Here is a 12,936-nt window from a genome sequence, read left to right as displayed (position 1 = left end):
CCGGAACAGGGGGGAAGCGCTCCCGGCATGGCTGGCAGCACACACCGAGAGAGGCCCTAAGCGCGTTACTGGATGTTGGCGGACGCTTTGCGAACCTGGTCCACGACCGATTTCGGCAGCGGGATATAACCCATCGAGTCGGCGATTTTCTGCCCCTCGGTCAGGCTGTACTCGACCATTTCACGCATGGCCTTGGCCTTGGCCGGGTTGCCGTTCTGCTTGCGGAAGATCATCCAGGTGTAGGAGGTGATCGGGTACGACTTGGCACCGTCCGGGTCCGGCAGCCAGGCCACCAGGCTTTCCGGCATTTTCACCGCGGCCAGGGCTTCGGCACCGCTTTCGGCGTTCGGCACGACGTAATGACCGGACTTGTTTTGCAGTTGGGCAAAGTCAACCTTGGCCAGCTTGGCGAAGCCGTATTCGATGTAGCCAATAGCGCCCGGGGTCTGGCGTACGGTGGCGGTCACACCATCGTTCTTGGGCGATTTGATGAATTTGTCGCTGGCTGGCCAGTTGACGGTGTTGCCCTCACCCAGCTCTTTCTGGAACTGCGGATTGATCGCTGCCAGGTGCTTGGTGAAGACCGCCGTGGTACCGCTGGAGTCTGCACGCACAACCACGGTGATCGGCGTATCGGTCAGTTTCAGGTCAGGGTTGGCGGCGACGATCTGCGGATCGTTCCACTTGGTGATCTTGCCCAGGAAGATGTTGGAGTACACATCCCGTGGCAGCTTCAGGCCCTTGGGGTTGCCCGGCAGGTTGTAGGCCAGCACGATTTCGCCCGCGGTCATCGGCAGCAACTGCGCGCCTTCGGCGACCTTGGCGATGTCTTCGTCTTTCATCGCCGAGTCACTGGCGGCGAAGTCGACGGTTTTATTCAGGAAGTCCTGTACACCCGCGCCGCTGCCCTTGGATTGGTAATCCACGGTGACACCTTCGCTTTTCTTGCTGAAGTCCTTGAACCAGGTGAGGTAGATCGGTGCAGGGAAACTGGCGCCGGAGCCGGTCAGGCGGACGCTCTCGGCAGCGAACACCGTGGTGCCGCACAGCGATACCGTAACGGCGAGTGCAACAGACTTCATCAAGCTTTTCATTAAGGGAACTCCTTGTGTTTAAGGGCTCCCGAACTTTGCAGCAGTGTTGTTACGTTTTTATGAATGTTGAATGGCAGGCAGCGTTTTTGTCCCCATTTATCGCCACAGCGGCCAATTTCGACGTTATTACCTCATAACACATGCAACTGACGCCGCCCTGGCCAATGGCGTCTGCAGCCGTGAGGTACCCCCGGCTGCAGACGCTACAACGCGGCGGTCAGAACTGCTCTTCCTCCAACGCCATGATGCTCGCGCTCCCGGCGCTGATCGCCGCCAGCAAGGCGTGCACGCGGGGCAGCAGTTGCTCGGCATAGAAACGTGCGCTGATGCCCTTGGCTTCAAGGAAGCTGGCGTCGCCCGTGCCGGCGGCCAGGCGCGCATGCGCCTGCACCGCCGAGCGCGCCATGAGCCAGCCGCCCGACAGGTAGCCGAACAGCATCAGGTAGTTAACGCTGACGCTGCCCGCCCAATCCCCATCGTGTTTGGCCTGGTCGAGTAACAGGGACAAGGCCTGGCGTCCGGCCCCGAGTGCGGCCTCCAGCGTCACCGCCTGGTACGCGAGGGCGTCGATGCGGTGCAGTTGCTCGACGGTTTCATGCATTTCATCCAGCAGGTTGTTCAACAGCTCGCCCTGGTTCAGCAGGGTCTTGCGCCCAACCAGGTCAAGCGCCTGGATACCGGTGGTGCCTTCATAAATGGTGAGGATACGGGCGTCACGATAATGCTGGGCCGCGCCGGTCTCTTCGATAAACCCCATGCCGCCGTGGATTTGCACGCCCAGGGAGGTGACCTCCTGGGCCAGCTCGGTCAGCCAGCCCTTGACGATCGGGGTCCACAGGTCGACCCGGCCCTGATGCTCGCGCGCAAGGTCTGCCGTGGCTGCGCACGCGGCACGGTCGACTTCCGCCGCGGCCACCAGGGCCAACGCGCGCATGGCTTCGATGGACGCTTTCATCTGCAACAACATCCGGCGCACATCCGGAAAGTGGATGATCGAGAAACGGCTGCCGTCCTTACGCGAGCCTTGCAGGCGGTCCTTGGCGTATTGACGCGCCTGCTGGTAGGCCCGTTCGGCAATCGCCAGCCCCTGCAACCCGACACTCTGGCGGGCGTGGTTCATCATGGTGAACATGCAGGCCAGGCCCGTGTGCGGTTCACCGAGCAAATAGCCGACGGCCCCTTCGGGGTCACCAAAGTTCATCACGCAGGTGGGGCTGCCATGAATGCCCAGTTTGTGTTCCAGGGAAATGCACTGCACATGATTGCGCGCACCTGGCCGGCCCTGGGCGTCGAGCAAGAACTTCGGCACCACGAACAATGAAAGGCCCTTGACGCCCACCGGAGCCTCTGGCAACCGCGCCAGCACCAGGTGCACGACGTTGTCGGTCATCTGGTGGTCGCCCCAGGTGATGAAGATCTTCTGGCCGCTGATCAGGTAATGATCGCCCTGGGGGACCGCCCGGCTCTTGATCGCGGCCAGGTCGGAGCCGGCATCCGGTTCGGTGAGGTTCATGGTGCCAGTCCATTCGCCACTGACCAGTTTGGGCAGGTAGTGCGCCTGCAGTTCGGCCGAGCCGTGATGGGCAATGGCCTCGATGGCGCCTTGGGTCAACATCGGGCACAGGGCGAACGCCATATTGGCGCTGTGCCAGATTTCATTGACGGCCGTGCCGATCACGTTGGGCAGGTTCTGCCCGCCATGCTGCTCCGCCGCCGTCAACGAGGGCCAGCCGCCCTCCTGGAACTGCCGATAGGCATCGGCAAACCCCGGCGTTTCCTGCACACCCTGCTCGCCCAACCGCGCCCCCTGGGTATCGCCGACCCGGTTGAGCGGTGCCAGCACGCCGGAACCCAAGCGGCCGGCCTCGCTCAAAATGGCCGAGACCAACTCGTTATTGACATCCTGAAGCCCGGCGCTCGCGCATAACCGCTCAAACCCGACCAATTCCTCCAGCACGAATTCGGTATCGCGGTACGGATGGGCATAACCACTCATTGCTGCTTTCCTCGTTGACTCGTTAGACAGGCTGCTACCGCCTTCGCCGCTGGCGATTGACCCAAACGGCCATCGGCAAAAACCCAGGTGTACTGCGGAGCCCGCAGCACATAGCGCTATTGAGCGTTGAGCGAGTGCGCCCTGGCAATTACCAAATCCGTCGAAAAACTGACGTAAACGGACACTCTCACTGAAGGAGGAACACTGTAACGGTGGGGAGCGGGCTCATTCAGTTAAGGCTTTTTGTAGGAGCGAGCTTGCTCGCGAAGAACGTCAACGATAACGCGTGCTTCCTGAATGAACGCGGCGCCTGCGGGTTCTTCGCGAGCAAGCTCGCTCCTACAAAAAAGCCCTGACTGAATGGCATTAGGGCTTGCCCTGGACGCGGTCGCGGTAACGGCCAGGGCTTTCACCGGTCCACTTCTTGAAGGCCCGATGAAACGCGCTGGGCTCCTGGAAACCGCTGTGCGCGGCGATTTCACCAATGCTGGCCCGTGTCTGGCAAAGCAGCTCCAGCGCCATGCTGCGCCGGACTTCATCTTTGATCTCCTGAAACGAACAGCCCTCGCGCTCCAGGCGTCGGCGCAAGGTACTGGGGCTCATGTGCAAGTCCACCGCCAAGTCCTCCAGGGCCGGCCATTGGCTGTAGTGACTGCCACGCAGGCGCTGGTACACCTGGGTCGAGACGCCATGCGGGTTGCGAAAGCGGATCACCAGCCATTGCGGCGCGCTGCGCAGGAACACCTTGAGCGAAGCCAGGTCCTGGACCACGGCCAGGTGCAGGTAGCTGCTGGCAAATTCGATTTCGGTGCGCTCGGCGCCAAACGTCAGGTTGTAGCCCCACAGCAACAGGTCGTCGCTCTGGGGCGGACGGGCATGGCGGAAATCGGCGCGATCGATGGGCACGCGTCGGCCACCCAACCAGCACAGCAGGCTGATCATCAGCACCAGAAAGGTTTCTTCGCCATAACGACGGGTGTCGTCATCGCCGCCGCCGGCCTCCAGGCGCAGCACCGCGCGCTTGCCCTGCACGCTGAGGCTGCCGCGAAAATCGCGCAGGAACAGGGAGAAACTGGCCAGGCACTGGGTGAGTGCCTTGCCCAGGTTCGGTTCCTGGATCAGCCCCCGGCAGATCAGGGCGAAACTGCCCGGCGGCATGCCATGGGAGTCGAGCCGGAAGAACTCGTCGTTCAACTCGCGAATCTGGATCAGCCATAACGCCGCAAACGCACTGGCCGGCACCCGGGCCTCGGGCTGATTCAGCAGCGCCGGCGCAATGCCCGCTTCGGCCAGCACCGCGGCCTGCCGCTCAGGCTGGTCGCGCAGCGCATGGATCATGACCTGCACGAAGTAGACGGCAACCGAATCCTTTTCCCGCGTGGGCATCATTCTGGGGTCCTGTAGCGTGAACATGGTAAGAAACGCCAATACAACTGACAGGTTACGGCATAGGCCGCCACATTGTCGGGCCCTAGACTCTCGCCCAATGCTCCGTATTGCAAGGCGTGCCTGCCCTGCAAAGGCAGCGCACCTTGAGAAGAGAGACTGACGATGAATTTGCAGACTATCGGCATAATCGGCGCGGGCACCATGGGTAACGGCATCGCCCAGGTCTGCGCAGTGGCCGGCATTAACGTGACCTTGCTGGACATCTGCGCCGGTGCCCTGGAAAAAGCCCTGGCCACGGTGGGCAAGAACCTTGATCGCCAGGTCAGCAAGGGGCTGCTCAGCGAGTCGCAGAAGCACGCCGCCCTGGACAAGATCCGCACCAGCACCGACTACACCAGCCTGGCGCCTGTGCAATGGGTGATCGAGGCCGCCACGGAAAACCTCGAGCTGAAACGACGCGTGTTGCAACAGATCGCCGCGCACGTCGATGAGCGGTGCGTGATTGCCTCCAATACCTCGTCGCTGTCCATCACCGAACTGGCAGCGAGCGTCAACGCCCCCGAGCGCTTTATCGGCCTGCATTTTTTCAACCCGGTGCCGGTGATGGGCCTGATCGAAGTGATCCGGGGCCTGCAGACCAGTGACGCGACCCACGCCCAGGCCATCGAGCTGGCCCAGTACCTGGGCAAAACCGCGATCACCGCCGGCAATCGCCCAGGCTTTGTGGTCAACCGCATCCTGGTGCCGATGATCAACGAAGCGATCCTGGTGCTCCAGGAGGGCCTGGCCAGCGCCGAAGACATCGACGCCGGCATGTGCCTGGGCTGCAACCAGCCGATCGGCCCGCTGGCACTGGCCGACCTGATCGGCCTGGATACCCTGCTGGCGATCCTGGAGGCCTTCTACGACGGCTTCCAGGACAGCAAATACCGCAGCGCCCCGCTGCTGCGGGAGATGGTCGCCGCCGGTTACCTGGGGCGCAAGACCGGGCGCGGCTTCCATAGCTATGGCTGAATATCGCTCGCGCCTGTGCGAACACCGCAACAAGGCCCTGGAACTGCTGGCCAGCAAAGGCTTCGGTCAAGTCGGCATGCGCGAGCTGGCGAGTAGCCTGGGGCTCACCCCGGGCTCGCTGTATCACCACTATCCCAGCAAGCAGCATCTGCTGCTGGACCTGATCGAAGAGTTCTACGAAGAACTGCTGACCACCCTGGGGCGCGTCGAGCAGCGACCACGCTCGCGCCAGGACAATCTGCAACGGCTGATCCACGCGCACCTGAGGCTGCATGAAGAGATGCCCTGGCATTTCCGCCTGGTGGAGCGTGACAGCGGTTGTCTCACGCAAGACCAGCAACTGCGGGTGCGGCAGTTGCGCGAACAATACGAACGCCGACTGTTGCAGATGCTCGGCCGGCCGCGGCGCCTGAGTGCCCAGGCCCTGCAAGCCGCTGGCCACGCCATCGCCACGCTGCTGAACAACGCGCCGAGCTGGCTGGCCGATCAGGCGCTGGATGAGGCGGAACGCACCGAACTGCTGGAGAACCTGCTCACCGGTGCCATCGAGCGCATGCTGGCGACAAGGCCCAGTGACCGGCCGAGCCTGCAGGTTGCCGTGGCCTGAGCCGCCTCAGCGCAGGTGCAGGGGGTCGACCAGGCCGGCGGCAATCGCCATGCCCACCAGCTCCGGTAAATGACTGGCCGCCATGCGTTTCATCACCCGTGCGCGATACAGATCGATGGTCTTGACGCTGACACCCAACTGCTCGGCGATTTCCCGGTTGGTGTAGCCCTGCACCAGCGGGAGCAACACATCGCGCTCCCGTGGCGTCAGTTGTTGCAGGCGCGCCTGGACCCGCGCAGGCCCTTCGCCCAGGCTGTGGTGTTGATCGGCTTTGCTCAGGGCTTGCTGCACGCTGTCCAGCAGCAACTGTTCGTTGTAGGGCTTTTCGATAAAGTCATGGGCACCGGCCTTGAAGGCACGGACTACGATCGGCACGTCGGCGTGGCCACTGACGAAAATCACCGGCAGGTGCAAGTCTCGGCTGCGCATGTGCTCCTGGACATTCAGGCCGCCCATGCCGGGCATGCGCACATCCAGCAGCACGCAGGCATTGAGGCGGCTGTCGCAGGCCTCAAGAAAGTCGCGGCCACTGGTAAACGGCAGCGCCTTGAGGCCCACCGACTCCAGCAACCAGACGGTCGAGTCGAGCATCCCCTGGTCGTCATCCACCACATACACCACCTGTTCCGTCACGCTGACCATGCCTTCATTCCTGTTGTTGTTGTGTTGCACCGCCCTGGGCATGTGCCGGCAAGCGACAGCACATTTGCAGGCCTGCCGACATCGGCACAGCCTGCAACTCGCCACCGAAACCTTCGATGATGCTGCGACTCATGGACAAGCCCAGGCCCAGGCCATTGGCCTTGCTGGTGTAGAACGGGGTAAATATCTGCTCCAGTTGGGCCGGTGATACACCGGGGCCCTGGTCGCTGACGTCGATCTGCACCCAGCCGTCACGCTGCGCCACGGCGCCGATGACCAGGCGCGAGGGCCGGCCGGGATGGGCTTCGCGATTCGCCTCGATGGCATTGCGCAGCAGGTTCAACAGCACCTGCTCCAGCAGCACGCGGTCGGCGTAGATCAGCGGCAGATTATCCGGCAGGCGATCCTCGATCGTCACCTGGCAATCGCCGGCCTCCCAGGCGCACAGGCGTACCGCTTCGCGGGCCACCTCCCGGGGGTTCAACGCCTCCATGCGCCGTCGGCCCTTGCGCAGGAATGCGCGCAGGCGCTTGATCACTTGCGCGGCATGGTTGGCATGCACGGAGATCCGCTCCAGGCCCTGCGCCACCCGTTCGGCCGCCGGGGAGTCGCTGCCCAGGGCACTCAGGTAACGCTGGCTGGCGTTGGCGTAGTTCACCACGGCCGCCAGGGGCTGGTTCATTTCATGGGCAATGCCCGACGCCAGTTCCCCCAGGGTCACCAGGCGCGCGGTGTGGGCCAGTTCATCCTGGTGATGACGCTGTTGAGCCTCGCGCAACTCCCGTTCAGTGAGGTCGCGAACCACCAGGGAATAAAAACGCTCGCCGCTGGCAGAGCGATGCGCCAGCAACATCAGCACCACGGGCACCGTCACCGCCCCACCCAGCGGTTGCAGGCGCGTGTCGAGGCTCCAGCGGCCATGGCGTTCCGCATTACTCCAGCCTTCGCGGTGCAGGCAGGCCAGGACCTCGCTGCCGAGAAACTGCGCCAGGCTCGGCATCTGCGGCGATTCAAGCAACCCCAGGATGCGTCGAGCGGCAGGGTTGAGATAGGTCACGGCCCCGCCGGGCTGGATAAACAACACGGGGTCGGTGTGGGCCTCCACCACCTCGGCCAGGCGCCGGGTGGTTTCCTCGGCCTGGACCCTGGCCGTGATATCGCGGGACACGCTGACCACCTCCACCACCGCCCCCGTGTAGGTCTCGCGGATTGCCCGGCAGGCCGTCTCGAACCACAGGTAATGCCCCTGACGATGGCGGATGCGATAGGTCATCGTGTAGTAACCGTCCTGCTCCAGGCCCTCACGGGCGCGACGCGCCAGCCTGGCCAAGCCCTGGCGGTGAAACAGGCGTTGCGCCGGGCGCCCACGCAACTCCCCCGGCCAATACCCCAGCAAGGCCCAGGACGCCGGCGAGGCATCGAGAAAACAGCCGTCGGGCGTGTGCCGGGAAATCAGGTCGGTGGTGTTTTCGATGATCAGCCGGTACAAGCGCCTGGCCTTGACCGATTCGCGCTCGGCGGCAATCTGCGCACTGGCGTCCCGGCAACGGGCCAGTACGCGATTGCCCCCAGGGTCGGGAATAAAGGTCCACACCAGGATGCGGTCGGCGAACTGCGCCTCGACATTTTCGATCGCCCGCGCCTGCCCCAGGCACGCCTGGACGAGCGACACGTAATTGACCGGCAACAGGCTTTCGCACTCGGCCAGGGACAGCTGCTCGAGCAATACCCGCAGCGCCGCATTGAGTTCCAGCGGCCGGGCCTGGGCGTCCAACAGGAGGCTCGGCTGCGGGTCATGATCGAGCAGCGGCGAGCAGCGCGGCACGCGCACAGAGTTGCCTATCATCATCGAACCTATGCAGAGGGAAAGCCGGTGAGCGAAATATAGTAGATATACTATACAACTCAGGTAGTACTTCCATATATCCGTGCGAACAGTATATAAAAGCGGCCGGAGAAGTCACCGCGCTTTTCCTGCTGGGGCCGGCTTGCCTACGCTAAAGCCTCAAGGCCAGCGTTGTCCGCCGAGCGGCCAGCACCAGCACCTCGACCAATAGAGCTAATAATCAGCCACCGGGTATTTGCACCATGTCCATTTACGAGCAAGGCCTCGCGCCGACCAGCGTCAATCACATCGCCCTCTCGCCGTTGAGTTTCATCGAACGCACCGCCAGCGTCTATCCCGACTACCCTGCCGTGATCCACGGATCGGTGCGCGCCACCTGGGCGCAAACCTATCGTCGCTGCCGACGCCTGGCGTCTGCCCTGGCTGGTCGCGGGATTGGCAAAAACGACACGGTGGCCGTCATGCTGCCCAATATCCCGGCCATGCTCGAAGCGCATTTCGGCGTGCCCATGATTGGCGCGGTCCTCAATGCACTCAATGTGCGCCTGGATGCCGAGGCTATCGCGTTCATGCTGGCCCACGGCGAAGCCAAGGTACTGATCGCCGACCGCGAGTTCCATGACGTGGTGCATGCCGCCATTGGCATGCTGGACCATCCGCCGCTGGTGATCGACGTCGACGACCCGGAATACGGCGAAGGCCAGCCGGTCAGCGAACTGGACTACGAGGCCTTCCTGGCCGAAGGCGATCCGGACTACGCCTGGCAGTGGCCGGAGGATGAATGGCAGGCCATTTCGCTGAACTACACCTCGGGGACCACCGGCAACCCCAAGGGCGTGGTCTATCACCACCGCGGCGCCTATCTCAACTCCCTGGGCAACCAGATGATCTGGGCGATCGGCAACCACCCCGTATACCTGTGGACCCTGCCGATGTTCCACTGCAACGGCTGGTGCTACCCGTGGATCATCACGGCCTTGGCCGGGGTGCATGTGTTCCTGCGCCGAGTCGATCCGCAGAAAATCCTCAATCTGATCCGCGAGCACCAGGTCACCCACTTGTGCGGTGCGCCGATTGTGCTCAACGCGCTGGTGAATATGCCGGACTCGGCCAAGGCCGCCATCGACCACCCGGTGAACGCCATGGTCGCCGGCGCCGCTCCACCGGCCAAGGTGATCGGTGCCGTGGAAGAAATGGGCATCAAGGTCATCCACGTCTATGGCCTGACCGAAGTCTATGGCCCGGTGACCCTCTGCGCCTGGCACGCCGAATGGGATGCCCTGCCCCTGGAAGAACGGGCGCAGATCAAGGCACGCCAAGGTGTGCGCTACCCGACCCTGGAAGGCGTGATGGTCGCCGACCCGAAAACCCTTGAACCCACGCCCCATGATGGCCAGACCATCGGTGAGATTTTCATGCGCGGCAATACCGTGATGAAGGGCTACCTGAAGAACCCGACCGCCACCGCCGAAGCGTTCGAAGGCGGCTGGTTCCACACCGGCGACCTGGCGGTGACCCACCCCGACGGCTATGTGGAAATCCGCGACCGGCTCAAGGACATCATCATTTCCGGCGGCGAGAATATCTCCACCATCGAACTCGAAGGTGTGCTGTACCGCCACCCGGCCGTCATGGAAGCAGCCGTCGTCGCCCGCCCCGATGAGAAATGGGGTGAAACGCCCTGTGCCTTCATCACCCTCAAGGCCGACCACCCCCACGTCCGCGAAGCCGAGATCATCAGTTTCTGCCGAGAACACCTGGCGGGCTTCAAGGTCCCGCGCACGGTGGTGTTCACGCAGTTGCCGAAGACCTCGACCGGCAAGATCCAGAAGTTCGTGTTAAGGGACATGGCGAAAAAGCTCTAGCCCGAACCCCAGACCACATTGTCGAAACGCGAGTCTTTGAGCCTGGGGCGCAGGGTGTCCTGCCGCCCCTCACACACGGACCGAAGCCTCAGCGACGCTGATGCGTCGACTGCAAAATCGCCGCCGCAATATGCTCAAGGGGCAGCTCACGCTCCACGGCCCCCAGCTTGAAGGCCTCCTTGGGCATGCCGTACACCACACAGGACTGTTCATCCTGGCCGAGGGTGCGGGCACCGTTGTCGTGCATTTCCTTCAAGCCGCGGGCGCCATCGTCCCCCATGCCCGTCATGATGATGCCCAGGGCGTTGCCCCCCGCACTGCGGGCAACCGAGCGAAACAGCACATCCACCGAAGGGCGATGCCGACTGACGGGAGGCCCGTCGACAATTTCTACCTGGTATTGGGCACCACTGCGCTTGAGCAACATGTGCCGGCCACCGGGTGCAATCAGCGCACAGCCGGGCATGACCCGGTCGCCATGCCTGGCTTCTCTGACCTCGATCTCGCACAGCCGGTTGAGCCGCTCGGCAAACGCCGCCGTGAAGTGTTCAGGCATGTGCTGCACGATCACAATGCCTGGGCAGACCCTGGGCAAGGCGGTCAACACCAGCTCCAACGCTTGCGTCCCTCCCGTGGACGTTCCGATGGCAACGATGTTTTCGGTGGTGCGCGCCATCGCCTGAGTGCTCCCAGGCAGTATGGCGTCGGCATTCAACCTGACGGGGACCCGCTCCCCGGACGGCACCATCCGCTTCATGTTGGCCCGGGCTGCGGCTTTGACGGCACCGGCCAGTTCATCGGCGCTGTCGGTCAGAAACTGGCGCAAATTGAGTTGTGGCTTGGTCACGATACTCACCGCGCCGGCAGCCAGTGCCTGCATGGTGGTGGCCGCGCCCTTCTCGGTCAATGTGGAGCAGATGACCACCGGCGTGGGGTGTTCGGCCATCAATTTCTTGAGGAACGTAATGCCGTCCATCCGTGGCATCTCGACGTCCAGCACAATGACATCCGGCCATTGCTTGTTCATTTTTTCCATGGCGAACACCGGGTCCGCGGCTGCGCCAATCACTTCAATAGCGGGGTCTTGTCCCAGGGTCGCCGTCAGTACCTGGCGAACCACGGCGGAGTCGTCAATGATCAGCACTTTGATAAGGCTCATGTCGTACGCTCTCCATGGGGTCTGCCGGGGGGTCGTTGCAGGGCCAGGTAGTTGAGTTCAATGTTGCCAGTGGCAAGATCGAGCACCACGGTGCGATACCCCACGCCTTCCACGTGGAAGTTGTGGCAAGGCAACTGGTGCAGGTCGAGCAGTCGCCTGGCTTGCTCGACATTGCGTTGCCCGACGTAGTGGTTATCCGCACGCGCAAGCCCGGGAAACATGTCCCCACCACCGTAGACATTGATCCTGAACTCGGCAGGCCGGACCTTGCTCGCGTGTATCCGTGCGAGCAACAATTCGAGTGCCTCATTGCCGTAGCGCCCGTCCAGCACACCGGGCTTGGCCACCGCGCGCTGCGGCAGCAGGTAGTGGCACATGCCGCCCAGCAAGTGCCGGGGATGCCAGAACACCAGGGCCACACACGACCCCAGCACGGTTCGTAGCCGAATCGAGCCAGCGCCGAAAAACCACTCGCCGGGATTCAGGAACACCTCGCGGGAATCAGGCATGTGGCCTCCGGTAGATGGAAGGCTTGACCAGCCGCAGCTCATCGGTGATGCCATTGAGGCTCTCCGAGTGACTGACAATGAAATACCCACCCGGCTTGAGGTGGCTGACCAGCCGCTTGACGACCTGCACTTTGGTGTCGTTGTCAAAATAGATCATCACGTTGCGCAGGAAGATGACGTCAAACATCCCCAGTTTCGGCAACGGGTTATTCAAATTGATCGCCTGGAAGTCGATCCGCGACGCCAGCGCCGGTTCGACCATGAAACACCCGTGGTTGGTACCGACACCCTTGAGGCAATATTTATGCAGCAGTGCTTCGGGAATCCCGCGTGTCCCGTCCAGGGGGTAGCGCCCTAGGCGGGCCTTGTCCAATACCCGGCTGCTGATGTCCGACGCGACAATTTCCCAGGGCCGACCGGCGAGGTTGTCCGCCAGGACCATCGCCAGGGTATAGGGCTCCTCCCCGGTCGAGCACGCGCCACTCCATACGCGCAACGGCCCGCTGCCGCGCAGTTCGGGCAGCGCCACATCACGCAGGAAATCAAAATGCTTGGGCTCGCGGAAGAAATAGGTTTCGTTGGTGGTCAGCATGTCGATCGCCACCTGCAGTTCCGCACTGTCCTGCATCAGCACCTTGTAGTAAGCGCCGTAGTTCGTGAGCTTGAACACTTGCAGGCGCTTGGCCAGCCGAGCGCTCACTAACTGTTTCTTCGCATCGGACAGGCTGATGCCCGCGATCTGATGAATGAGATTGCGAAATTGCTGAAACTCGGCGTCGGACAGAATCACGTTCATAAGGACGTTTCCAAGAAAG

The 12,936-nt window shown here is 62.8% G+C and carries 11 protein-coding genes; 3 read left to right on the top strand and 8 right to left on the bottom strand.

What is annotated here, in order from left to right; all coding sequences use genetic code 11:
- Nucleotides 1-65: 65 nt before the first annotated feature.
- The 3 genes from pstS to AC1Q6I_RS29125 form a co-directional block, all read right to left on the bottom strand.
- The gene (pstS, locus tag AC1Q6I_RS29135; protein ID WP_069075677.1) at nucleotides 66-1,094 is read right to left on the bottom strand and encodes a phosphate ABC transporter substrate-binding protein PstS; all 1,029 of its coding nucleotides are present in this window, start codon (nucleotides 1,092-1,094) and stop codon (nucleotides 66-68) included.
- Nucleotides 1,095-1,311: 217 nt separating this feature from the next.
- Nucleotides 1,312-3,090: an acyl-CoA dehydrogenase family protein gene (locus AC1Q6I_RS29130; protein ID WP_069075676.1), complete on the bottom strand. Its 1,779-nt coding sequence runs from the start codon at nucleotides 3,088-3,090 to the stop codon at nucleotides 1,312-1,314.
- 366 nt (nucleotides 3,091-3,456) lie between these two features.
- Nucleotides 3,457-4,479 carry an AraC family transcriptional regulator gene (locus AC1Q6I_RS29125; RefSeq protein WP_024074652.1) on the bottom strand — a complete coding sequence of 341 codons (1,023 nt, stop codon included), beginning with the start codon at nucleotides 4,477-4,479 and terminating at the stop codon, nucleotides 3,457-3,459.
- 162 nt (nucleotides 4,480-4,641) lie between these two features.
- Between AC1Q6I_RS29125 and AC1Q6I_RS29120 the strand changes: the two genes are divergently transcribed.
- Nucleotides 4,642-5,493, top strand: a complete 852-nt coding sequence (locus tag AC1Q6I_RS29120; protein WP_024074651.1) for a 3-hydroxybutyryl-CoA dehydrogenase — start codon at nucleotides 4,642-4,644, stop codon at nucleotides 5,491-5,493.
- Nucleotides 5,486-6,100, top strand: a complete 615-nt coding sequence (locus AC1Q6I_RS29115) for a TetR/AcrR family transcriptional regulator (RefSeq protein WP_069075675.1) — start codon at nucleotides 5,486-5,488, stop codon at nucleotides 6,098-6,100. The genes AC1Q6I_RS29120 and AC1Q6I_RS29115 overlap by 8 nt, the downstream gene beginning before the upstream one ends.
- Nucleotides 6,101-6,106: 6 nt before the next feature.
- Here AC1Q6I_RS29115 and AC1Q6I_RS29110 read toward each other — a convergent pair whose 3' ends face one another.
- A complete protein-coding gene (locus AC1Q6I_RS29110) occupies nucleotides 6,107-6,742 on the bottom strand; it encodes a response regulator transcription factor (RefSeq protein ID WP_081329171.1) in 636 nt (211 codons plus the stop codon).
- A 4-nt stretch (nucleotides 6,743-6,746) separates the two neighbouring features.
- Entirely contained in the window at nucleotides 6,747-8,591 is a 1,845-nt protein-coding gene (locus AC1Q6I_RS29105) for a PAS domain-containing sensor histidine kinase (protein ID WP_069075673.1), read from the bottom strand.
- A gap of 239 nt (nucleotides 8,592-8,830) precedes the next feature.
- On the opposite strand from AC1Q6I_RS29105, the gene AC1Q6I_RS29100 reads away from it, so the two are divergent.
- Nucleotides 8,831-10,453: an acyl-CoA synthetase gene (locus AC1Q6I_RS29100; RefSeq protein WP_024074647.1), complete on the top strand. Its 1,623-nt coding sequence runs from the start codon at nucleotides 8,831-8,833 to the stop codon at nucleotides 10,451-10,453.
- An 88-nt stretch (nucleotides 10,454-10,541) separates the two neighbouring features.
- On the opposite strand, the gene AC1Q6I_RS29095 is transcribed toward AC1Q6I_RS29100, so the two are convergent.
- The 3 genes from AC1Q6I_RS29095 to AC1Q6I_RS29085 are packed head-to-tail and all read right to left on the bottom strand — an operon-like array spanning nucleotide 10,542 to nucleotide 12,917.
- A complete protein-coding gene (locus AC1Q6I_RS29095) occupies nucleotides 10,542-11,612 on the bottom strand; it encodes a protein-glutamate methylesterase/protein-glutamine glutaminase (protein WP_024074646.1) in 1,071 nt (356 codons plus the stop codon).
- Entirely contained in the window at nucleotides 11,609-12,121 is a 513-nt protein-coding gene (locus AC1Q6I_RS29090; RefSeq protein ID WP_024074645.1) for a chemotaxis protein CheD, read from the bottom strand. Before AC1Q6I_RS29090 ends, AC1Q6I_RS29095 begins: the two co-directional genes overlap by 4 nt.
- On the bottom strand, nucleotides 12,114-12,917 hold the full coding sequence (locus tag AC1Q6I_RS29085) for a CheR family methyltransferase (RefSeq protein WP_024074644.1): 804 nt from the start codon (nucleotides 12,915-12,917) through the stop codon (nucleotides 12,114-12,116). The genes AC1Q6I_RS29090 and AC1Q6I_RS29085 overlap by 8 nt, the downstream gene beginning before the upstream one ends.
- Nucleotides 12,918-12,936: the final 19 nt, after the last annotated feature.

The sequence above is a fragment of the Pseudomonas sp. MPR-R2A5 genome (assembly GCF_058793055.1).
Note: the sequence above shows the minus strand (reverse complement) of the source record. Positions and strands in the feature narration are given on the sequence as shown.